The sequence below is a fragment of the Xanthobacter aminoxidans genome (genome assembly GCF_043193615.1).
Classification (GTDB): domain Bacteria; phylum Pseudomonadota; class Alphaproteobacteria; order Rhizobiales; family Xanthobacteraceae; genus Xanthobacter; species Xanthobacter aminoxidans.
The window spans coordinates 271930-293920 of sequence record NZ_JBAFUS010000001.1; the positions used below are offsets into that span (position 1 = coordinate 271930).

Here is a 21991-nt window from a genome sequence, read left to right on the forward strand (position 1 = left end):
CCGCCGCACCAAGCGGTGGCGCAAATGATCGAAACCCGCCGCTCGAAAAGCGGCGGCCGACAACAATGGACAGGCAGGAGATCCCAATGAACGCGCCGATGCGCAACGTCGTGATTGCAGGCTATGCCCGCTCGCCCTTCACCCTCGCCAGGAAGGGTGATCTGGCGCGCGTGCGCCCCGATGATCTCGCGGCCCAGGTGGTGGCCGATCTCGTGGCCCGCACCGGCGTGAAGGTGGAGGACATCGAGGACCTGATCGTCGGCTGCGCCTTCCCCGAGGCCGAGCAGGGCTTCAACGTCGCCCGCCTCATCGGCATGATCGCGGGGCTCCCGGAGAGCGTCGCCGGCGTCACGCTGAACCGCTTCTGCGGCTCCTCCATGCAATCGGTCCACAACGCGGCCGGGCAGATCCAGCTCGGCGCTGGCGAGGTGTTCATCTGCGCCGGCATCGAGAGCATGAGCCGCGTGCCCATGACCGGCTTCAACCCCATGCCCAATGCCGCGCTCTACAAGTCCATGCCCCAGGCCTACATGGGCATGGGCGAGACCGCCGAGAACGTCGCGGCCAAGTGGCAGATCACCCGCGCCGACCAGGACGCCTTCGCCCTCAAGAGCCACCAGAAGGCGACGAAGGCCGAGGCGGAAGGCCGCTTCAAGGACGAGATCGTCGCCATCAAGGCCAACGGCAAGGTCAACAAGACGGTCGATCAGGACGGCTGCATCCGCCGCGACGCGACGGCCGAAGCCCTCGCCGCCCTCAAGCCCTCCTTCGACGAGCACGGCACGGTGACGGCCGGTACGGCCTCTCCCCTCACCGACGGTGCCTCCGCCGTGCTGGTGTGCACCGAGGACTACGCGCTGAAGAACGGCCTTACCCCCCTCGCCCGCATCCGCAGCGTGGCGGTGGCCGGTTGCGCCCCGGAGATCATGGGCATCGGCCCCGTCGCCGCGACCAAGAAGGCGCTGGCCCGTGCCGGCATCGACGTGTCCGAGATCGAGGTGGTGGAGCTGAACGAGGCCTTCGCCTCCCAGGCCCTCGCCTGCCAGCGGGAGCTGGGCATCAAGGACGAGGTGCTGAACCTCGACGGCGGCGCCATCGCGCTGGGCCATCCCCTCGGCGCCACCGGCGCGCGCATCGTCGGCAAGGCGGCCTCGCTCCTGAAGCGGGAAGGCGCCAAGTACGCCCTCGCCACCCAGTGCATCGGCGGCGGACAGGGCATCGCCACCATCCTCGAGCGCGTCTGAGGAGGGCCGGATGTCTTTTGAAATCAGGAAAGTCGCCGTCATCGGCGCCGGCGTCATGGGTGCCGGCATCGCCGCCCATGTGGCCAATGCGGGCGTGGAAGTGCTGCTCCTCGACATCGTTCCCGAGGGCGCGGCCAACCGCAACGCCGTCGCCGAAAAGGCGGTGGAGAAGCTGCTGAAGGCCGATCCCGCGCCCTTCATGTCCAAGGCCGCAGCGAAGCTGGTGAAGCCGGGCAACATCGAGGACAACCTCGCCGACATCGCCGATTGCGACCTCATCATCGAAGCCATCATCGAGCGGCTCGACCTCAAGCAGGCGCTCTACGCGAAGATCGAGGCGGCGCGCCGGCCCGGCTCGGCGGTGTCGTCCAACACCTCCACCATTCCGCTGGCGGACCTCACGGCGGGGCTGCCCGAGAGCTTCCGCCGCGACTTCCTCATCACCCATTTCTTCAATCCGCCCCGCTACATGCGGCTGCTGGAGATCGTCTCCGGGCCGGAGACGAATGCGGACACGGTGGCCGCCGTCGCCCGCTTCGCCGACGTGAAGCTCGGCAAGACGGTGGTGATGTGCAAGGACACCCCCGGCTTCATCGCCAACCGGCTCGGCACCTACTGGCTGCAGTTGGCGGTGGGCGAGGCCTTCGCGCTGGGCATGAAGGTCGAGGATGCGGACGCGGTGATGGGCCGGCCCTTCGGCTTCCCCAAGACCGGCGTGTTCGGCCTCATCGACCTCGTGGGCCTCGATCTGATGCCCCACGTCCAGGGCTCGCTGAAGCGGGCGCTGCCGGCCGCGGACCCTTTCCACGCTACGCTGCGCGACGAGCCGCTGATCGAGAAGATGATCTCGACCGGCTACACCGGCCGCAAGGGCAAGGGCGGCTTCTATCGCCTCAACCGCGAGGGCGGGCAGAAGCTGAAGGAAGCCATCGACCTCTCCACCGGCGCCTATCGCCCGCAGGCGAAGGCCCAGGTGGCGGAGCTTGAGGATGGCGGCGGCCGGGATCTCTTCGCCCTCCTCTCCGCCCCCGGCGAAGGCGGGCGCTATGCCCGCGCGGTGATGGTGCGCACGCTGGCCTATGCCGCGCGGCTGGTGCCCGAGGCGGCCGATGACATCGTCGCCATCGATGATGCCATGCGCTTGGGATATAATTGGAAATCCGGCCCGTTCGAGCTGACCGACAAGATCGGCGCGGCCCGCCTGATCGAGCTGTTGAAGGCGGACGGGGAAGAGGTGCCGCCTTTGCTGGCGCTCGCCGCCGACAAACCCTTCTACCGGGTGGAAAACGGCCAGCGTCAATACCTTACGCTGGATGGCACCTATCACGACATCGTCCGCCCCGAGGGCGTGCTGCTGCTCGCCGACATCAAGCTGAAGTCCCAGCCGCTGGCCAAGAACGGCTCGGCCGCGCTGTGGGATATCGGCGACGGCGTCGTGTGCCTGGAATTCACCTCCAAGAGCAATTCGCTGGACGAGGGCATCATCACGATGCTCGCCAAGGCGCTGAAGCTGGTGAAGGACAAGTACAAGGCGCTCGTCATCTATAACGAGGGCTCGAACTTCTCCGTCGGCGCCAATCTCGGCCTCGCCCTGTTTGCCTGTAACATCGGTGCCTTCGGCGAAGTCGAGAAGCTGGTAGCCACGGGGCAGAAGACCTATCAGGACGTGAAGTACGCGCCCTTTCCCGTGGTCGCCGCGCCGTCCGGCCTGGCACTCGGCGGCGGGTGCGAGATTCTGCTGCATGTCGGTGCGGTTCAGGCCCATGCCGAGAGCTATATCGGGCTTGTCGAATGCGGAGTCGGGGTGCTGCCGGCCTGGGGTGGCTGCACCGCCATGCTGGAGCGCTGGGCGGCCGATCCGAAATTCCCGAAGGGGCCCATGCCGGCCCCCTCGAAGGTGTTCGAGACCGTCTCCACCGCCACCGTCGCCAAGTCCGCCGCCGAGGCGAAGGAGCTGAAGTTCCTGCGCGAGGGCGACGGCATCACCATGAACCGCGACCGGCTCCTTGCTGATGCCAAGGCCAAGGCCTTGGCGATGGTGGAAGGATACGCGCCGCCCAAGCCCGTGGAGTTCTTCCTGCCCGGTCCCTCCGGCAAGGCGGCCATGGACATGGCGGTGGAAGGTTTCGCCAAGAAGGGCCTCGCGACCCGGCACGACAAGGTGGTGTCCGCTGCCCTCGCCGAGGTGCTCACCGGCGGCGACGCGGACCACATCGCCCCGGTCCCGGCCGCGCGGGTGCTGGAGCTGGAGCGGGAAGGCTTCATGAAGCTCATCCGCACCACCGCCACGCTGGACCGCATCGAACACGTGCTCGAAACCGGCCGGCCGCTCAGAAACTGAGGGGCGCCGCGGCCTAACCGAAGATCAAGCCGTCATGGCCGGGCTTGTCCCGGCCATCCACATGGAGAGGCAGGGCGCCACGTTCCGCAGGGAGCGCAAACGGCCCGACGTGGATGCCCGGGACAAGCCCGGGCATGACGGCACCAAGGGAATCAGACGCCCCCTCCCCCACGAGGGACGGAGGCGAGCCAAAAACGGGAGCCAACGCCATGCAGGTCTATACCCCCCCGCTGCGCGACATGCGCTTCGTCCTCCACGAGCTGCACGGCAGCGAGGAGCTGAGCAAGCTCAAGGGACTGGAGGAGCTTTCGCCCGACCTCATCGATGCGGTGCTGGAAGAGGCGGGCAAGTTCGTCACTGAAGTGCTCGCGCCGCTCAACCAGTCTGGCGACCTTGAGGGCTGCACCTATGAGAATGGCGTGGTGCGCACGCCCAAGGGCTTCAAGGAAGCCTACACCGCCTTCCGCGAGGGCGGCTGGAATGGCATCGCCTGCGATCCGAAGTATGGTGGCCAGGGCCTGCCGGCGAGCGTGAACAAGCTGGTGGAGGAGATGCTCTGCTCGGGCAACCTCGCCTTCGGCATCTGCCCCGGCCTCACCCACGGCGCCTATCAGGCGCTGAAGGCCTATGCCTCCGAGGAGCTGAAGGACCGCTTCCTGCCCAAGATGGTGGATGGCGTGTGGTCCGGCTCCATGTGCCTCACCGAGCCCCAGTGCGGCACCGACCTCGGCCTCGTGCGCACCAAGGCCGAACCGCAGGCGGACGGCTCCTACAAGATCACCGGCAACAAGATCTTCATTTCCGCCGGCGAGCAGGACATGACGGAGAACATCGTCCACCTCGTGCTCGCCCGCCTGCCGGACGCGCCCAAGGGAATCAAGGGCATCTCCCTGTTCCTGGTGCCGAAGTTCCTGCCGAAGGAGGATGGCTCCGTCGGCCCGCGCAACGGCGTGCTGTGCACCGGCATCGAGCACAAGATGGGCATCCACGGCTCGTCCACCTGCCAGATGTCGTTCGACGAGGCCACCGGGTGGATCGTCGGCGAGCCCCACAAGGGCATGCGCGCCATGTTCGCCATGATGAATTCGGAGCGTCTCTCCGTGGGCACGCAGGGCCTCGGCCTCGGCGAAGCCGCCTATCAGGCCGCCGTCGTCTACGCCAAGGAGCGCCTGCAGGGCCGCGCACTCTCCGGCGCCAAGCATCCGGACAAGCCGGCCGACCCCATCATCGTGCATCCCGACGTGCGCCGCACGCTGATGACCATGCGCGCCTACAACGAAGGCTGCCGGGCCCTCGCCGGCTGGGTCGCCCGCGCGCTGGACCTGATGGAGCGGGCCGAGGACCCGGAGGAGCGCAAGCGCGCCGAGGACTTCACGGCGCTGATGACGCCCATCGTGAAGGCGCTGTTCACCGACCTCGGCTTCGAGGCCACCTCCATGGGCATGCAGGTCTATGGCGGCCACGGCTACATCCGCGACCATGGCATGGAGCAATATGTGCGCGATGCCCGCATCGCCATGATCTACGAGGGCACCAACGGCGTGCAGGCGCTGGACCTCGTGGGCCGCAAGCTGCCGGCGCACATGGGCCGTTATTTGCGCTCCTTCTTCCATCCCGTGCTGAACTACATGGATGCGAAGCTGGACGACGAGAATCTCGGCCCGCTGATTACCCCCCTCTCCAAGGCCTTCGGCGCGCTCCAGCTCGCCACCGCCCACATCGCCGAGAAGGGCCTGAAGGACCCGGAGGAGGCCGGCGCCGCCGCCACCGAATATCTGCGGCTGTTCGGCCTCGTGGCGCTGGGCTACATGTGGGTGCGCATGGCGGAAGTGGCCTATGAGAAGCGCGTCTCCAACCCGGACGACGCCGCCTTCTACGATGCCAAGATCGTCACCGCGCGCTTCTTCATGGAGAAGCTGCTGCCGGACGTGGCGGCCCTGTGGGGTTCCATCAAGGCCGGCAAAGGCGCCATGATGGCGCTGGACGAGGCGATGTTCTGAGTGTCGCGCCTCTTCGGTGGAGTCACCGTCATGGCCGGGCTTGTCCCGGCCATCCACGTGGCGAGGCCGGGGACCGCTGGCGGGTTTGGGCTCCAGCGGCTCGACGTGGATGCCCGGAACCCGCATGTTTGCGGGCTCCGCTCTTGGGGACGGAAGTCGGCAACCGACTTCCGGCACAAAGCCGGGCATGATGGCGGCAAGAGCCCGCAATAATATTTACAAGGATCACCGATGGCCGATCTCTCCTCCCTCGTCGAAGCCATACGCGACCGCGCCGAAGCCCTCTCCGAGCTGGGCTACAAGGTGCGCTTCGACCTCAGCGATACCGGCGAGGCCATCCTGCTCGATGCCACCGGCGGCAGTGTCGAAGTGGGCGAGGGCTCGGGCGAGGCGGATGCGGTGCTGAAGCTCTCCACCGATACGCTGGACAAGCTCATCACCGGCCGCATCGGCCCGATGATGGCCTTTTCCACCGGCCGCCTGAAGGTGGAAGGCTCCCAGGGCGTCGCCCTGAAGCTTGCCGGCCTTCTCGACAAGGACTGAGCCGGGGCCCAACGGCCCACAGCCTTTTCTCCCGTCAGTCGTTCGCCGTCGCGGTGGTCGCCCCACCGGCGGCGAGCGCCTGCATGAGCGTCTGGCGCAGCGCCTTGTCCTCGGCGGCATGGCGCGCGCCGGTGACGGAGAGGTGGTCCCCGTCCACATAGAAGAAGCGCGTGCCCTCCCCGGCGGTGCAGCGGTCGTCCCGGCAGAAGATGTCCGCCATGCGGAAGGCCGCGACGCCGGGATGCCGGCTGGCCGTGGCCGCGAGGACATCGTTGCCGAAGCCGACGATGTCCAGCGCGCTCGCGCGCGGCTGGCTCATGCAGGCCTCAGTGCCGCCCGTCCCGTTGAACTCGCGCGTCGCGACGCACCCGGCCGGGGCGGGCTTATATTCCGGCGACTGGCCCAGCACGATCACCTGCGGGCCGATCTGGCGCAGTTCGGCGACGGTGCGCTCCATCATGTGGGCGAACACCTGCTTGCTGGTGGCCCGGTCGCGCGTCATGCCGCCCGGAATCTCGCTGCTGACGAGGGAGAAGCCCGCGTTCGACCGCGTCGTCCAGATCGACCAGCGCCCCACCAGCACCACCACCTTGGGCTTGACGCGGCGGATCTCATCCATCACGGCGGCGACGTAACTGGCGCAGACGTTGCCGTTGTTGTGCTCCTGCCGGGCGATGCCGCCCACGAGCGGCGGGCAGCCGGCCATGGTCTGGAGCCGCGCGGTGAGACCCATTTTTTCCACGACCTCCGCGAGGCCGAGGAAGGTCGCGCCCGCATGGGAATCGCCCCACACCAGCACGTCGTAGCTGCCCGTGGCCGCGTCCGGCCCTGTCGCGCACAAGGCGATGGGCTGCATCTGGTCGGGGGTCCAGAAGCGCGCGTTGTTGTTGCACCGGCGCTGGAAGGCGCTGCGGTCGTCGGCCGCCGCCTCGGCCGCCGCCCCGAGCGGGGAGATGGGGAACACACCCCGGCCGACCTTCTGGAGCGCAAGGGCGACACCCACCGTGAGCAGGATGGCGCAGGCCCCGGCGCCGATGCGCATCAGCCGTCGCCCGCCCAGCGCGCTGCCGCGCCGCAGCGGCGCCTCCACATATTTCAGCGACAGGCCGGAGATGACGCCGGCGGCGAGGATGACGATGCCGGATTCGATATAGGTGGTGTGCCGCCCCTTCCAGATGGCGATGAGCACCAGCATGGGCCAGTGCCACAGATAGAGCGCGTAGGAGATGCGGCCCACATAGACCATGCCCTTCAGGCTGAGCACGCGGGCGACGACGCCGTTCGACGCGAAGCCGCCGGACATGATGATCGCCACCGCGCCCAGCACGGGCGGCAGGGCCCACAGGCCGGGAAAGACGGTTTCCTTGCCGTAGGCGAACACCGGGACGACGATGGCGAGCGCCCCGGCGATGCCGAGCCACGACGCGACCTTCTCCGGCAGGCGCGGCAACGTGACCATGGCGAGGAGCGATCCCGCCAGCAGCTCCCACGCCCGGCTCTGCAGCAGGAAGAAGGCGGCCGACTGCTCGCTCTCCACGATGCTCTCGGCATAAGCGAGCGAACCCAGCGCGATGAGGGCGAGCCCCCCAACCGCAAGCTTGCGCCCGCCCAGCTTCATCAGCACGAACAGGACGAGCGGGAAGAAGATGTAGAACTGCTCCTCCACCGCCAGCGACCACAGGTGCAGCAGCGGCACCTCGTCGGCGGCGGGGCCGAAATAGTTGAGCAGGCTCTCGAAATGGATGTTGGCGAAGAACAGGGCCGAGGGCACCAGCGTGCCCACATAGCCCTGCATCTGCCGCGGCATCAGAATGAGCGCGGCGAACACCGTCGTCGCCGCCATCATCAGGAACAGCGCGGGGAAGATGCGGCGGATGCGGCGATCGTAGAAATCGACCAGCGAATAGGTGCCCGCCGTCATCTCCTGATGGAGAATGGACGTGATGAGAAAGCCGGAGATGACGAAGAAGACGTCGACGCCGATATAGCCCCCGGTAAAGGGCGGAATGCGTGCATGGAACAGAACCACGCTGCCGACGGCGATGGCCCGAAGGCCGTCGATGTCGGACCGGTAGGCCAGACTCATCCTGGTGTCCTTGATCGGCGCGCCCGACGCGCACGCCCCCGCCGGGACCGCTTACCGACAAAATCCGGCTGGGGCAAATCGCGCGGAAGCCCGCCGCGCCGCCCGTCCGGGTCTGACGCAACGTTCGCCGTCGCTCCGCGCGGCCACGCTCCAGCTCACGAAAAGCGAAGCCGCAGGGGGTAGGCGGGGACCGGCGGGACGGTAGGTCTCCCCGGTCAGTCCTTGGCCGTCGCCGGGGCGAGCGCGGCGCTGGTGTTGCCGCCCTCACCCAGCGCCTTGAGCAGGGCCGCGCGCAGTGCAGGGTCCTGGCTCATGTGGTGGGCGCCGGTGGCCGAGAGGTGGTCGGCGTCCACATAGAAGAACTTCTCGCCGTCGCCGGCACGGCAGGTCCCGTCGCGGCAGAACACGTCCGACAGCAGGAAGGTGGTGGTGCCGGGGAAGCTGGTTGCCGCCTTGGCGATCATCTCGTTGCCGATGCCGAGCACCTTGTCCGCCGCCGCGCTCGGCAGTTCCAGGCAGTTGCCGAGCTTGCTGCGATTGTAGAACTCCTTCTCGGCGACGCAGCGGCCGGGGGAGCGGCCGAATTCCGGCGTCTGCCCCACCAGCACCACGTGGATGCCGAGGTCGGAAAGCTCCTTCAGGGTGCGGTCCAGCATGTGGGCGAACACCTTCTGGCTCACCTCGCGCGATCGCACGCCACCTCCCGGCACCTCGTCGGAGGTGAGGGTGAAGGCGGGGCCGGCCTTGCTGGTCCACATGGCCCAGCGGCCCACCAGCACGGCGACCTTGGGCTTGATGCGGCGGATTTCCTGCAGCACCTCGGCGTTGAAGGCGGTGCAGGTCCAGCTCGGCATGTCGTCGCGATGGGCCTGTCCGCCGATCAGGGGCGGGCAGCCGGCCATGGTCTGGAGCCGGGCCGTGTGGCCGAGGGCAGCCACCTGCTCGGCGATGCCGATGAAGGAGGCGCCGGCGTGGGAATCGCCCCACACCACCACGTCATATTCACCCTTGGCCGCGCCCGGCCCCACCGAGCAGGCCGAGGCCGGATTCAGCGCGGCGGCGCTGAAGCCCTTGGGCGAGTTGTTGCAGGAGCGGCTGAAGGGGCTCCTGTCCTCCATGGCCGCCTCGGCGCGCGCGCCGAGCGGGGAGATGGGATAGAAGCCGCCGCCCAGCCGTTCGAACAGCACGCCCACGGCCAGTGTCATGGCCATGGCCATGATGCCCGCCGCGAAGCGGCCCCGGCGCTTGCCGCCCAGGGAGCCAGCGTGGCGCAGCGGCGTCTCCACGTATTTCAGCGACAGCGAGGCGAAGATGAAGGCGACGATGAGCATGCCGCCGGCTTCGAAATAGGTCAGCGCGCGGCCCATATAGGTCTTGCCGAACACCAGCAGCGGCCAGTGCCAGAGATAGAGCGCATAGGAGATGCGCCCGACATAGACCACCTTCGGGCGGCTGAGCAGGAAGTTGGCGTAGCCGGCCGGATTGATGGTGCCGGCATAGATCACCGCCGCCGTGCCGAACACGATAGGCGCGGCGGAGAGGCCCGGGAAGGTCATGTCGTGGCTGTAGGCGAAGACCGGGACCACGATGGAAAGGAGCCCCGCCACGCCGATCCAGTTCGCCGTCTTCTCCGACACCTTCGGCATGTGCACCAGCGCGAGCAGCGCGCCGACCAGCAGTTCCCAAGCGCGGCTCTGCAGCAGGAAGAAGGAGGCGGTGGGCTGGGTGCGCGCGCTCAACTCCGCATAGACGCCGGAGACGACGGCGATGATGAGGAAGCCGAGGATCGCCATCCGCCGCGGACCGAGCGCGATCCGCCCGCCGGTCTTGAGGAAGGCGAACATGAGCAGCGGGAAGAAGATGTAATACTGCTCCTCCACCGCCAGCGACCACAGATGGAGCAGCGGCGTCTCGTCGGCCTGGGGGCCGAAATAGTTCATCAGGCCCTGGAAGTGGATGTTGGCGTAGAACAGGGCTGAGGGAACGATGGATTGCGCGAACAGCACCATCTGCCGCGGCATCAGCAGGAAAGCAGCAATGAAGGTCGTCACCGGCAGCACGACGAACAGCGCCGGGAAGATGCGCCGGATGCGGCGGTCGTAGAAATCGACGAGCGAGAACTCGCCCTTCATCATGTCATTATAGAGAATTGAGGTAATCAGGTAGCCGGACAGGACGAAGAAGATATCGACGCCGATGAAGCCGCCGCGAAACGGGGGAATGTGGGCGTGAAACAGCAGCGCCACCACGACCGCGACGGCGCGCAAGCCATCGATATCCGGCCGATACTTCAGATTCATGCCCGCCCCCGGATCATGGCGCGCGGCCGCCCGCGCGCAAACCTCGCCTCAGGCGGGATAACAAAGCGGCGACGTTGGGGCAATTCCTCGCAAGGCGAGGAATGGTCACGGTTCCTTAATCATTTTGTCATGGGGCGCAGGTGCAACACCTGGAGGTAGCGCCTACAGGCATACGCGTGGTGGTCGCAGAAGCCCCCTACTCCGCCGCCATCCGCTCCGGCGGCACGGGATGCGCGGGATGGGCCTTCTCCTCGTGCCGGCCGGAGACGGCGTGGTGCACGATGGCGTCCAGCCGGTCGAGATAGAGATAGACCACCGGCGTGATGAAGAGCGTGAGCAGCTGCGACACCAGAAGGCCGCCCACCACCGCGACGCCCAAAGGCTGGCGCAGCTCGGAGCCGGCGCCGGCGCCGAGCGCGATGGGCAGCACGCCGAAGATGGCGGCGAGCGTGGTCATCATGATGGGCCGGAACCGCAGCAGCGCCGCCTCGCGGATGGCGTCCTGCGCTGCCGCACCGGCGCGCCGACGTTCCAGCGCCACGTCGATCATCATGATGGCGTTCTTCTTCACGATGCCCACCAGCATGATGATGCCGATGATGGCGATCACCGACAGCTCCATGCCTGCCGCCATCAGGGTCAGGAGCGCGCCGATGCCGGCGGAGGGCAGGCCCGAGAGAATGGTGATGGGGTGGATGAAGCTCTCATAGAGCACGCCCAGCACGATGTAGATCACCACCACGGCGGCAAGGATCAGCAGCGGCTGGTTGGAGAGCGAATCCTGGAACACCTGCGCGGTGCCCTGGAAGCCGGTGATGACACTGTCCGGCACCCGCGCCTCGGCGGCCGCCGCATTGATCTCCTCCACCGCCTGCCCCAGCGAGGTGCCCGGCGCGAGGTTGAAGGAGATGGTGACGGACGGCTGCTGCTGCTGGTGCTGCACCGAGAGCGGGCCCACCGTGCGCTTGATGTTCGCCACCGTCTCCAGCGGCACCACATTGCCCGAAGTGGTGCGCAGATAGACGCGGCCGAGGTCGCTCGGGTCGCGCTGGAAGATGGGCTGCACCTCGGCGATGATCGCGAACTGGTTGGTGGGCGTGTAGAGCGTCGCGATCTGGCGGGTGCCGAACTGGGTGTAGAGCGCATCCCGCAGCTGCTGCTCGGTGATGCCGAGCGCCGCCGCCTTGTCCTTGTCCAGATCGATGGTGAGCTGGGGATTGGTGATCTGGAGGTCGGAGGTCACGTCCCTGAGGCCCGGAAGCGTCGCGAGGCGCTGCTCCATCTGCTGGGCAAAGGTGTAGAGCGTCTCGGTATCCGGGCTCTGCAGCGTGTACTGGTACTGGCTCTTGGAGGTGACGCCGCCCACGTTGATGTTCTGCACGGGCTGGAAGAAGACGTTGACGCCAGGCACCTGCGCGACGCGCTTCCGCAGGCTCTGGATCACGTCATTGGCCGAGCCCACGCGCTCGCCCGGCCCGTTGCCCTTGGGCTTCAGGGCGATGAACAGGCGGCCCGTATTGGTGGTGCGGCTGCTGCCGGTGGCGCCGGCGGTGGAGACGATATAGTCCACGGCCGGATCGGCGCGCACCACGTCTGCCACCTGCTTCTGGCGCTCAACCATGGCGGCGAAGGAGCTGTCGGTGGCCGCCTCCACCGTGCCGGTGATGAAGCCGTTGTCCTCCTGCGGGAAGAAGCCCTTGGGGATGACGATGTAGAGATAGACCGACAGGCCGATGGTGGCGAACGTCACCACCAGCATGAAGGGCTTGTGCCGCAGCACGAAATCGAGACTCACCCGGTAGGCGTTCAGCCAGCTGTCGAACATCCGCTCAGTGACGCGGAAGAACCAGCCGGGTTTCTTCGTGTGGTCCACCGGCTTCATCACGCGGGCGCACAGCATGGGCGTGAGCGTGAGGGAGACGAAGCCGGAGACGAGGATGGCCACCGAGATGGTCACCGCGAACTCGCGGAACACCCGGCCCACCACGCCGCCCATGAACAGTACGGGGATGAACACCGCCACCAGCGACAGCGTCATGGAGATGATGGTGAAACCGATCTCGCGCGAGCCGCGCAGGGCGGCGCGGAACGGGCTCTCCCCCGCCTCCACGTGGCGATAGATGTTCTCCAGCACGACGATGGCGTCGTCCACCACGAAGCCGACGCACAGGGTGAGCGCCAGCAGCGTCATGTTGTTGATGGAATAGCCGAAGCCCCACATGGCCGCGAAGGTGGCGATGATGGACAAGGGCAGCGCCAGCGATGGGATGATCGTCGCGCGCACATTTCGCAGGAACAGGAAGATCACCAGCACCACGAGGACGATGGCCTCGAACAGGGTCTTCTGCACGTCCGCCACCGCATCGCGCACGGAGACGGAGCGGTCGTTCAGCACCTCGATCCCCACCGAGCCGGGCAGCTGGGCGCGGAACTGGGGCAGGCGATCGCGCACCTCATTCACCACCTGCACGGTGTTGGCGTCGGGCTGGCGGACCACGGCCAGCACCACCGAGCGGCGATCGTTGAACCAGCTGGCGACGCGCTCGTTCTCCACGCCGTCCGAGACGACGGCGATCTCTTCGAGCCGCACCACCGAGCCGTCGCGCGCCTTCACCACCACCCGGCGGAACTGGGAGGCATCCGCCTTGGGCGTGCCCATGTCGATGGTCTGCGCCTGCTTGGGCCCGGACACGATGCCGAGCGGCGTATTGGAGGCCGCAGCTTCCACCGCCCGCTGGATGTCGTCCGGAGAGATGTTGCGCGCGCCCGCGGCAGCGGGATCGACGCGGATGCGCACCGCATATTTCTGCGAGCCGTAGATCTGCACCTGCGCCACGCCGGGCAGCTGGGAGATCTGCTGGCCGATCAGCGTGTCGGCATATTCGTTCACCGCCGAGAGCGGCAGGGTGTCTGAGGAGATGGCGAGCAGGATCACCGGCGCGTCGGCCGGATTCACCTTCCGGAAGCTCGGCGGGGTGGTCATCTCGTCGGGCAGCTGGCGCTGGGCGACGGAGAGGGCCGACTGCACGTCGAGGGCCGCCGCGTCGATGCTGCGGTTCAGGTCGAACTGGACCGTGATGGAGGTGGAGCCCTGGGTGGATGATGAGGTGAGCGAGGAGATGCCGGCGATGGTGGCGAGCTGGCGCTCGATGGGCGTCGCCACCGAAGTGGACATGGTCTCCGGGCTCGCACCCGGCAGGCTGGCGGAGATGTTGATGGTGGGGAAGTCCACCCGCGGCAGCGCCGCGACGGGAAGCTGGCGATAGGCGAACAGGCCCGCCACCACGAGCGACAGCATCAGGAGCGTCGTCATCACCGGGCGGCGGATGCACAGTTCGGAGAACATGGTCTCAGCTCCCGGTGGCGGGTGCGGAGGCGCGGGTGCGCACGTTCACGCGGCCGCCCTCGCGCAGGGAGAGCTGGCCGTCCGTCACCACCGTCTCGCCGCCATCGAGCCCCTTCGCAATGACCGTGCGCCCGTCCACCGTGCGCGCGACGGTCACAGGCCGCACATGGGCGATGCCGTCGTCCACGATGAAGACGAACGGGCCGTCCTGCCCGTTCTGCACCGCCTCGCTCGGCACCGCGACCACGTTGTCCTCGATGCGCAGCGTCACCGTCACCGCGCCGAGGGCGCCCGGCCAAAGGCGCTCGTCGGCATTGGGGAAGATGGCGCGGGCGGTCAGGGTGCCGGTCTGTGGCTCGATGGTGTTGTCGATGACCGCCACGGTGCCGCCGGAGACGGTCTCGCCCGTGCCCTGGAAGGTGAAGGACACCTTGGCATCCTTCGCCGCCCTGAGGCCGGCGATGTAGCGCTCGGGCAGGCCGAAGGCGACATAGATGGGCGCGAGCTGGCGCACCGTCGCCAGCGTGTCGTCCACCCGGATCACCGTGCCGGGGCGCACCGAGGACACGCCGATGCGGCCGGTGGCGGGGGAACGGATCTCGTAATAGCCGCGCTGAACCTTGAGCACCGTCAGGTTGGCCTCGTCCTGCGCCACGGTCGCCTTCTGCACGTCGGCGGTGGTGCGGGCATCGTCCACCTGCACCTGCGAGACCGCGTTGCGGGTGGCAAGGCCCGCGTAGCGCTCCACGTCGCGCAGGTTCTTTTCCAGCTGAACCTTGTCGCGGTTGAGGGTCGCCTCGGCCTGGAGGATCTGCGCGTCGATCACCCGCGGGTCGAGCTGATAGAGGAGGTCGCCCTCCTTCACGGTCGCGCCGTCGGCGAAGCCCACCTTCTCCACCGCGGCGGCGACGCGCGAGCGCACCGGCACCGTGACCATGGATTCCACCGTGCCCAGCGCCTCGACCCGCACCGGCAGGGAGGTGCGCTCCGCCTTGCCGGCAAGCACCGCGATCACGCGCGGCTGCGGCGCCGCCTTCTGGGCGCCCGTGCCGAGCCATGGCTTCTTGTCCCAGACCCACGCACCGCCGCCGAGGACGGCCAGAAGCAGGACTGCGAGGACAACCTTGCGGCCGGCCGATCCGCCGCTCTTCGCGCTACCCGGTGCATTCTCGGCTGGCATGAACGTCCTCGATACTCCGCAGCGTCAGACCCGTCCGCGCCGCGATGCAACAACAATTCAGCGCTCTGGTCCAATTAAGCTTTTGTCACGCCTTGCGCGATGAACGAGAGCGTAATGACGCATTCGTGAACAGCCAAGACCACGCTTGATTGCCGCGCTTGACTTGACCCTGGGTCAGAACTTGCGCGTGAGGTCGGCCAGATGCGCCAGCGCCCGGTCGATGGTGGCGTCGTGCTTGGCGAAGCAGAAGCGCACCACGCTCTTCACCGCATCCTCCGCGTAGAAGGCGGAAACCGGGATCGCCGCGACCTTCCGGGTCTTCACCAGATCGAGGCAGAAGGCCTCGTCGTCGAAGGCGTTGGCGTGGGCGGCAAGGTCGATGGAGAGGAAATAGGTGCCGCGCGAGGGCAGCACCTCGAAGCCCAGCCGCTTCAGCCCCGCCGCGAGGCGATCGCGGGAGCGCTGGAGGCCGGCGCGCATGGTGGTGAAATAATCGTCCGGCTTGCCGAGCCCGTAGGCCACCGCCGCCTGCAGGTTCGGCGGCGTGGTGAAGGTGAGGAACTGGTGCGCCTTGGACAGCACCTTCATGAGCGGAGGCGCGGCGAAGACGAGGCCGACCTTCCAGCCGGTCATGCCGAAGATCTTGCCGGCGGAGGAGATCTTCACCGTGCGCTCGCGCATCCCCGGCAAAGCCATCAGCGGCTCGAACGTGAGGCCGTCGAACACCACGTGCTCCCACACCTCGTCGCACACCGCATAGGCGTTGAAGCGCACGCAATAGTCGGCGAGGAGCTGCATCTGCGCGCGGTCGTAGACGACGCCGGTGGGGTTCTGGGGATTGTTGAACAGGACGAGCTTGGTGCGCTCGGAGAACACCTGGTCGAGCTTTTCCGGCGTCATGGCCCAGGAGGGCGGCTCCAGCCGCACGAGGCGGGGAATGCCCCCTGCCCTCTGCACCAGCGGCAGATAGGCGTCATAGAGCGGCTGGAACAGCACCACCTCGTCGCCCGGCTCGATGAGCGAGAAGAGCGCGCCGGCCAGCGCCTCGGTGGCGCCCGACGTGACCATGATCTCCGCCTCGGGATCAAGTTCCAGCCCCTGCCAGTGGCGATAGTGCGCGGCGGCGGCGCGGCGCAGCTCGGGCAGGCCCATCATGGGCGGATACTGGTTCCAGCCATCCACCACCGCCTCGGCCGCCTTGCGGCGCACGTCCTCGGGGCCGGGATCGTCCGGGAAGCCCTGGCCGAGGTTCACCGCCTCATGGGTGCGGGCGAGCCCTGACATCACCTCGAAGATGGTGGTGGGCAGCCCGGCATAGATGGGATTGAGCGGACGGGGCGTAAATTGCGGGTGGGACATGGGAAATTCGCGATTTAAAGGGAGCGGACAAAGGGTCTGGCCCGCGCCCTTTAGACCCTTCCGTCTTCCTGCGGAAGTCCGGTTGAGACCGCCGTCTCGCCCGGCATCAGCGGTTTCAGGGCCGCAAGCAATGCCTCCGGCGTCACCTGCCCCATGGGCATCAGCACCTTGGCAGCCTCGGTGCGGCGGCCGGGGCGCATCACCAGCACCACCGTCTCGGCTCCGCCGCAGGCCGGATCACCGCAGGAAATCTCGGAGACAGAGACGGTCGCCTCCTCCTCCAGCGACAGGGTGGTGCGCACCAGGTCCGCGAGGGTCCGCGAGGCATCGAGGGCGGGCCCGGCCTCGCCGCGGCGGCGCATGAACAGTCGCATCCAGTGGATCTCCGTGTACCGACGACTTCAACGGCGGCCCTGTTTCGCCCGCGCTCGCGGCATGAACATGACGGCTGCGCGACTTTGGTGGCGCGACTTGGCCCCTATTCGTCGTCCTCGTCCTGCTCCGGGGGAAAGCCGAGCAGGCGTCGGACACGGGCGATGGAGCGCTTCAGCCGGCCCGCCTCCAGCCGCAGCACGGCATAGCTCACCCGCCCGTCCGTCACGCCGCGCACCTCGATCACCGCATGCCCATAGGCGATGCGCATGCCCGGTGCCGGCTGGTCGTCGGAGCGGTCGGCGAAGGCGTCGGCGATGGTGAGGCCGAGTTCGCTGTCGGGCACGGCGAGGCCGTAGAAGCTGGCGAGATCGCCGAGCCGCACCTCGCCGACGAAGGGGAAGGCGGCGCTGTCGTCGAGTGGCGTGGTCTCCTCGGGACGGAACATGCGGTCGAGCTGGTGGACGCGCTTGGGCGGCGCCAGCAGGTAGCCGTAATCGCCGGCCTTGAGCGTGCCGGCCGCTTCCGGCGTCAGCGTCTCGTTGGCCCGGACCACCATGACGAGGCGCGCCCAGGAGGGCAGCTGTGCCTGCCCCACCGCCGGCGTGCCGGCCATCACGGGATAGGCCACCAGCTCCATTTCCGTCTGCCCCGGCAGGTCGATCTCGAAGCGCCGCACGCCGGGATCGGGATCGGACAGGGCCACGTCGAGCCGCCGCGCCGCATAACCCATGGTCCATCCGTGCAGGATCAGCGAGACGACCACCACCGCGAAGGCGACGTTGAAATAGACCTCGGCCATGGGCAGGTGCGCCAGCATGGGGATGGTCGCAAGGAAGATGGAGACCGCGCCGCGCAGGCCCGCCCAGGAGACGAACAGCTTCTCCTTCAGCGAGAAATGGAACGGCGCGAGGCAGGCGAACACCGCCGCCGGCCGCCCGACGAGGATGAGGAACGCCGCCACCCCCAGCGCCGGCAGCGCGTACTGCATGATCTTGTTGGGGGATACCAGCATGCCCAGCATCACGAACATCACGATCTGGCAGAGCCAGGTGATGGTATCGAGAAACGAGGTGATGGAGGCGATGGCGCGCACCGGCCGGTTTCCCACCACCAGCCCGGCGAGATAGACGGCGAGGAAGCCCGAGCCGTGCAGCAGCGAGGTGAGCGCGAACAGCAGCACCGCCACGCCCACCACCATCACCGGATGGAGGCCGCCCGGCAGGTCCACGCGGTTGAGCATCGCCACCAGCGCATAGCCGCCGGCGACGCCAAGCACCGCGCCCACCACCATCTCGCGCAAGGCGCCGAATACCACTGCAAGGCCAGGGTCGGCCATCTGGCTGGTCAGCAGCTCCACCAGCAGCACGGTCAGGAACACCGCGGCGGGATCGTTGGTGGCCGACTCGATCTCGATCACCGAGCCCACCCGCCGGCCGAGGTGCAGCCCCTGCGCCCGCACGAGGAACAGCACGGCCGCGGCGTCGGTGGAGGCGACGATGGCGCCCACCAGCAACGCCTCCATCCAGCCAAGGCCGAGCAGCGGCGCGGCCACCAGAGCCACCAGCACGGCGGTGAAGGCGACGCCCACCGTCGAAAGGCCCACGGCGGGCAGGATCGCGCCGCGCATGGAGGCGACGCGCATCCTGAGGCCGCCGTCGAACAGGATCACCGCCAGCGCGGCGGACCCCACCATGTAGGTAGCCCAGTAGTCGTCGAAATGGATGCCGCCCGGCCCGCCCTCGCCGGCCGCGACGCCCACGGCGAGGAACACCAGCAGGATGGGCGCGCCGAAACGGGCGGCGAGCAGGCTGGAAAGCGTTCCAACAACAACCAGCGCCGCAACCACGAGGAGGACAATATTAGAGACGACAACCGATCCCATGTGCTTCGAAAAGCCCCACCCCCTCGAATCCAGAACGCCACAGTAGCGCGACGATCGTCTAAGGCGTAAGGTTCCTAGTGTCGCGGTGCCGAATTACCAATTCTGTACTACGGACGGACCGATCCGGGGGCGGAAAGGGACGAGAATGACATCCAGCGGCACCCCCAACGCCTATCTGGTCATGGCGATGGTAAACGAGGAGGGGAACCTCCTCCTGCAGAGCGAAACGATCTGTTTCGATCGCGACCTTGCCTTCTCCATCGCGGATGATGAAGGCGACCATTGCACCTGGGTCGGGGTCTATGCCCTCGATGCCGACGGCCGGAGCATCCAGAACGGCGCCCTCTATTCCAGCGGCTCCCTGCACGCCTTCGGCACGTCCAGCCGTGGCTACGGCATGGGCAGCGCGCAATCGGGCATGACGCTCTCTTAAATCGCTTCGATCAGCCGCCGGATCGATCCGCGGCGAGTCGCCCATTGATAAAGGCCACCGCCTCGAACGGCGAGGCCACGCGCACAAGGCGCACGCGCCGGCTGCCGCACAGGTCGCAGCGCAAGGTGTTTCCCCGGATTTCGCTGGTGTCCTCAAGCCGCCCATCCTCGGACCGTGAGGAGAGGATGGAACGGCGGTGGCAGCGGTCGCATTCGGCGCAGATCATCAGCATGGGATAACCGCCGATCACGGTCACATGATGGCCGCATTTGCGAATGCCCTCACAGCAGCGCGCGGACCTCGAAGAAACGCCGCACCTGCTGCTCGGCGAAGGCCACGTCCTCCGGCCGCCCCGCCTCGGCGGCGCCGATCAGTGCCTTGAGGGCGCTGTCCAGCTCCGGGCCTTGCTCGCCCTCTGAGAAGCGCTGGAGCAGCACGCGGCCGCAATCGCCGAGCGTTGCCATCCACGAGCCGTCGTGGAGCCAGATGGGGCGGAGGAGTTGGGTTTCCCAGAAGCGTGCCATGGTGGAGGACTAACGAGGCCGGAGGCCGTTTGTTTCCCGGCTCAGACCGCTTCCAGCACCGCAACGGCGAACCACCCGCGCGGATCGGTCCAGAGCGCCCCCTGCCGCCATCCGGCCGCCTGCGCCATGCCCATCAAACGCGGCGCGGCGTATTTGTAGGAATTCTCCGTGTGGATGGTCTCGCCCGGGACGAAGGTGAAGCGCGCGTCGTCGAGCCGCACCGTCTGCGCCGCACGGCTCTCCAGATGCATCTCGATCCGGCTCTCCGCTTCATTGAACAAGGCGCGATGGTGAAAGGCGGCGAGGTCGAAATCGGCGCCCAGCTCGCGGTTGATGCGCGTCAGCAGATTGAGGTTGAAGGCGGCGGTGACGCCCTGATGGTCGTCATAGGCGGCTTCCAGCACCGCCCGCTCTTTCGGCAGGTCGAAGCCGAGCACCAGCGCCGCCCCCTCCCCCAGCGACTGCCGCGCATGGGTCAGGAACACGCCCGCCTCGCTCGGGGTGAAATTGCCGATGGTCGAGCCGGGAAAGAAGCCGATGCGGCGCCCTCCCTCGCCGAGGTGGGGCAGCTCCAGCGGCCGGGTGAAGTCACCCTCCACCGGCGTCATGGCCACGGTGGGATAGTCCCGTGCCAGAGCGGCGACGGCGGCGCGCATGTGCGGGCCGGAAATGTCGATGGGCACATAGGCGGCCGGCCGCTCCAGCGCATCGAGCAAGAGGCGCACCTTCACGCTCGATCCCGAGCCAAACTCCACAAGGCTGGCGCCCGGCCCGGCGATGGCGGCGATATCGCCGGCATGGGCCTTGAGCACACCGAGTTCGGTGCGGGTGGGATAGTATTCCGGCAGGCGGCAGATGAGATCGAACAGACGTGAGCCGGCCTCGTCATAGAAATACTTGGGCGAAAGCTGCTTGGGGCTGGCGGACAGCCCCTCGATCACGTCGGCGCGGAAGGCCGCGCGCTCGGGCGTCTCGTGGCTCTCAGCGGCGCACAGAAGGGTCGAAGCGCGCATCAGGCATCCTCGGCAAGGCGCAGGCCGGAGAAGGCCCAGCGCTGGTGGGGATAGAAGAAATTGCGGTAGGTGGCCCGGGCATGGCCTTCGGGCGTGGCGCAACAGCCGCCGCGCAGCACCATCTGCGACGACATGAACTTGCCGTTGTATTCACCGAGCGCGCCGGGCGCGGGGCGATAGCCGGGGTAGGCCACATAGGGACTCTGGGTCCATTCCCAGACATCGCCGAACATCTGCGCGGGCAGATCGTCGGTCGCGGCCGGAAGCGGGCGCAGCGCGCCGCTGTCGAGGAAGTTGCCGGCGACGGGAAGTCCGCGCGCGGCCACTTCCCACTCCGCTTCCGTGGGCAGGCGCTTGCCGGCCCAGCGGGCGAAGGCGTCGGCCTCGTAATAGCTCACATGCACCACCGGCGCGGCGGGATCGAGCGGGTTAAGGCCATTGAGCGTAAAGGCCTGCCAGTCCCCGTCGTGGCGTTCCCAATAGAGCGGCGCCTCATATTCCCCCGCCTTCACCCGCGCCCAGCCGTCCGCCAGCCACAGGTCCGGCCGGCGATAGCCGCCGTCCGCGATGAAGGCGAGCCACTCGCCGTTGGTCACGGCGCGGGAGGCGAGGCGGAAGGGGCGCAGCAGCACCTCGTGGCGCGGGCCCTCATTGTCGTAGGAGAAGCCCTCCCCCGCGTGCCCGATCTCGAAGATGCCGCCAGGATAATCGATGAAGGCGAGCGGCCGGGCCTCGGCTGTCATCGCCAGGCGACCCGGCCGATAGGCGGGGCGCAGGGGATTGGCGGCGAACAGGTTCAGGATGTCCATCAGGATCAGCTCCTGATGCTGCTGCTCGTGGTTGAGGCCGATCTCCACCAGCGGCGCGAGGCGGGCGAAGGTCTCCTCGTCCGCGCCAGCCAGAAGATCGGTCATGGCGTCGGTGACATGCCGGCGATAGTCGGCCACCTCGGCCACGGTCGGGCGGGTGATGAGCCCGCGCGCGAAGCGGGCGTGGCGGGGGCCGGCGGCCTCGTAATAGGAATTGAACAGGAAGGCGAAGTCCGCGTTGGCGACTTCGTAGCCCGGCAAGTGAGGCACCAGCAGGAAGGTCTCGAAGAACCACGAGACATGGGCGAGGTGCCATTTGGTGGGGCTGCAATCCGGCATGGATTGCACGGTCTGGTCCTCGGGATGGAGATCCCGCGCCAGCGCTTCGGTCTGTCCCCGCACCTTGAGAAAGCGAGCGATGGCGGCATCCCGCACGTCCGTATCGCTGGCGTCCGATGGGGATGGACGCGCTGCCGCGTGCGGGTTCCAGGGTTTGTTCATCGTTCCTCGCCCAACCTTGCGGCCCGATCCGCCTCCCACATAAACGCCAGGAGTG

16 protein-coding genes are annotated in these 21991 nt (G+C 67.7%); 5 read left to right on the plus strand and 11 right to left on the minus strand.

All coding sequences use genetic code 11. From position 1 onward, the window contains the following. Positions 1-98: 98 nt before the first annotated feature. The 4 genes from V5F74_RS01280 to V5F74_RS01295 all read left to right on the plus strand — a co-directional run bounded on the left by V5F74_RS01280 (position 99) and on the right by V5F74_RS01295 (position 6128). Positions 99-1244, plus strand: a complete 1146-nt coding sequence (locus tag V5F74_RS01280; protein ID WP_394007449.1) for a thiolase family protein — start codon at positions 99-101, stop codon at positions 1242-1244. Positions 1245-1254: 10 nt separating this feature from the next. Continuing rightward, complete coding sequence (locus V5F74_RS01285) at positions 1255-3585, plus strand: 3-hydroxyacyl-CoA dehydrogenase/enoyl-CoA hydratase family protein (protein WP_394005794.1); 2331 nt, start codon at positions 1255-1257, stop codon at positions 3583-3585. Between the two features lie 209 nt (positions 3586-3794). Continuing rightward, entirely contained in the window at positions 3795-5585 is a 1791-nt protein-coding gene (locus V5F74_RS01290) for an acyl-CoA dehydrogenase C-terminal domain-containing protein (protein WP_029558270.1), read from the plus strand. A 231-nt stretch (positions 5586-5816) separates the two neighbouring features. Continuing rightward, entirely contained in the window at positions 5817-6128 is a 312-nt protein-coding gene (locus tag V5F74_RS01295) for an SCP2 sterol-binding domain-containing protein (protein WP_394005796.1), read from the plus strand. A 34-nt stretch (positions 6129-6162) separates the two neighbouring features. Here V5F74_RS01295 and V5F74_RS01300 read toward each other — a convergent pair whose 3' ends face one another. From V5F74_RS01300 to V5F74_RS01330, 7 genes are all read right to left on the minus strand, one after another. Further along, entirely contained in the window at positions 6163-8214 is a 2052-nt protein-coding gene (locus V5F74_RS01300) for an acyltransferase family protein (RefSeq protein ID WP_394005798.1), read from the minus strand. A 215-nt stretch (positions 8215-8429) separates the two neighbouring features. Continuing rightward, on the minus strand, positions 8430-10514 hold the full coding sequence (locus V5F74_RS01305; protein WP_394005800.1) for an acyltransferase family protein: 2085 nt from the start codon (positions 10512-10514) through the stop codon (positions 8430-8432). Between the two features lie 196 nt (positions 10515-10710). After that, positions 10711-13860: an efflux RND transporter permease subunit gene (locus V5F74_RS01310; protein ID WP_394005802.1), complete on the minus strand. Its 3150-nt coding sequence runs from the start codon at positions 13858-13860 to the stop codon at positions 10711-10713. A gap of 4 nt (positions 13861-13864) precedes the next feature. Beyond that, entirely contained in the window at positions 13865-15040 is a 1176-nt protein-coding gene (locus tag V5F74_RS01315; protein ID WP_394005804.1) for an efflux RND transporter periplasmic adaptor subunit, read from the minus strand. A gap of 174 nt (positions 15041-15214) precedes the next feature. After that, positions 15215-16399, minus strand: coding sequence for an aminotransferase (locus tag V5F74_RS01320; RefSeq protein ID WP_394005805.1), 1185 nt, complete (start codon positions 16397-16399; stop codon positions 15215-15217). 50 nt (positions 16400-16449) lie between these two features. Then, positions 16450-16773, minus strand: a complete 324-nt coding sequence (locus V5F74_RS01325; protein ID WP_394005807.1) for a hypothetical protein — start codon at positions 16771-16773, stop codon at positions 16450-16452. A 104-nt stretch (positions 16774-16877) separates the two neighbouring features. Continuing rightward, the gene (locus tag V5F74_RS01330; RefSeq protein WP_029558263.1) at positions 16878-18656 is read right to left on the minus strand and encodes a potassium/proton antiporter; all 1779 of its coding nucleotides are present in this window, start codon (positions 18654-18656) and stop codon (positions 16878-16880) included. Positions 18657-18801: 145 nt separating this feature from the next. Between V5F74_RS01330 and V5F74_RS01335 the strand changes: the two genes are divergently transcribed. Then, positions 18802-19089 (plus strand): hypothetical protein, encoded by a 288-nt coding sequence (locus V5F74_RS01335; RefSeq protein ID WP_029558262.1) that lies wholly within the window; start codon positions 18802-18804, stop codon positions 19087-19089. Between the two features lie 10 nt (positions 19090-19099). Here the strand turns inward: V5F74_RS01335 and V5F74_RS01340 are convergent, their stop codons facing one another. The 4 genes from V5F74_RS01340 to egtB form a co-directional block, all read right to left on the minus strand. Continuing rightward, entirely contained in the window at positions 19100-19345 is a 246-nt protein-coding gene (locus V5F74_RS01340; protein ID WP_024279321.1) for a hypothetical protein, read from the minus strand. Positions 19346-19370: 25 nt separating this feature from the next. After that, a complete protein-coding gene (locus tag V5F74_RS01345; RefSeq protein ID WP_374251095.1) occupies positions 19371-19553 on the minus strand; it encodes a hypothetical protein in 183 nt (60 codons plus the stop codon). Between the two features lie 101 nt (positions 19554-19654). Then, positions 19655-20626, minus strand: a complete 972-nt coding sequence (gene egtD, locus V5F74_RS01350) for an L-histidine N(alpha)-methyltransferase (protein ID WP_394005810.1) — start codon at positions 20624-20626, stop codon at positions 19655-19657. After that, positions 20626-21936 carry an ergothioneine biosynthesis protein EgtB gene (egtB, locus tag V5F74_RS01355; RefSeq protein WP_394005811.1) on the minus strand — a complete coding sequence of 437 codons (1311 nt, stop codon included), beginning with the start codon at positions 21934-21936 and terminating at the stop codon, positions 20626-20628. Before egtB ends, egtD begins: the two co-directional genes overlap by 1 nt. Positions 21937-21991 lie beyond the last annotated feature (55 nt).

Coding starts and splice junctions, on each gene's coding strand:
- V5F74_RS01280 (WP_394007449.1), top strand. CDS start 99: ATGCGCAACGTCGTGATTGCAGGCTATGCCCGCTCGCCCTTCACCCTC.
- V5F74_RS01285 (WP_394005794.1), top strand. CDS start 1,255: ATGTCTTTTGAAATCAGGAAAGTCGCCGTCATCGGCGCCGGCGTCATG.
- V5F74_RS01290 (WP_029558270.1), top strand. CDS start 3,795: ATGCAGGTCTATACCCCCCCGCTGCGCGACATGCGCTTCGTCCTCCAC.
- V5F74_RS01295 (WP_394005796.1), top strand. CDS start 5,817: ATGGCCGATCTCTCCTCCCTCGTCGAAGCCATACGCGACCGCGCCGAA.
- V5F74_RS01300 (WP_394005798.1), bottom strand. CDS start 8,214: ATGAGTCTGGCCTACCGGTCCGACATCGACGGCCTTCGGGCCATCGCC.
- V5F74_RS01305 (WP_394005800.1), bottom strand. CDS start 10,514: ATGAATCTGAAGTATCGGCCGGATATCGATGGCTTGCGCGCCGTCGCG.
- V5F74_RS01310 (WP_394005802.1), bottom strand. CDS start 13,860: ATGTTCTCCGAACTGTGCATCCGCCGCCCGGTGATGACGACGCTCCTG.
- V5F74_RS01315 (WP_394005804.1), bottom strand. CDS start 15,040: ATGCCAGCCGAGAATGCACCGGGTAGCGCGAAGAGCGGCGGATCGGCC.
- V5F74_RS01320 (WP_394005805.1), bottom strand. CDS start 16,399: ATGTCCCACCCGCAATTTACGCCCCGTCCGCTCAATCCCATCTATGCC.
- V5F74_RS01325 (WP_394005807.1), bottom strand. CDS start 16,773: ATGCGACTGTTCATGCGCCGCCGCGGCGAGGCCGGGCCCGCCCTCGAT.
- V5F74_RS01330 (WP_029558263.1), bottom strand. CDS start 18,656: ATGGGATCGGTTGTCGTCTCTAATATTGTCCTCCTCGTGGTTGCGGCG.
- V5F74_RS01335 (WP_029558262.1), top strand. CDS start 18,802: ATGACATCCAGCGGCACCCCCAACGCCTATCTGGTCATGGCGATGGTA.
- V5F74_RS01345 (WP_374251095.1), bottom strand. CDS start 19,553: ATGGCAACGCTCGGCGATTGCGGCCGCGTGCTGCTCCAGCGCTTCTCA.
- egtD (WP_394005810.1), bottom strand. CDS start 20,626: ATGCGCGCTTCGACCCTTCTGTGCGCCGCTGAGAGCCACGAGACGCCC.
- egtB (WP_394005811.1), bottom strand. CDS start 21,936: ATGAACAAACCCTGGAACCCGCACGCGGCAGCGCGTCCATCCCCATCG.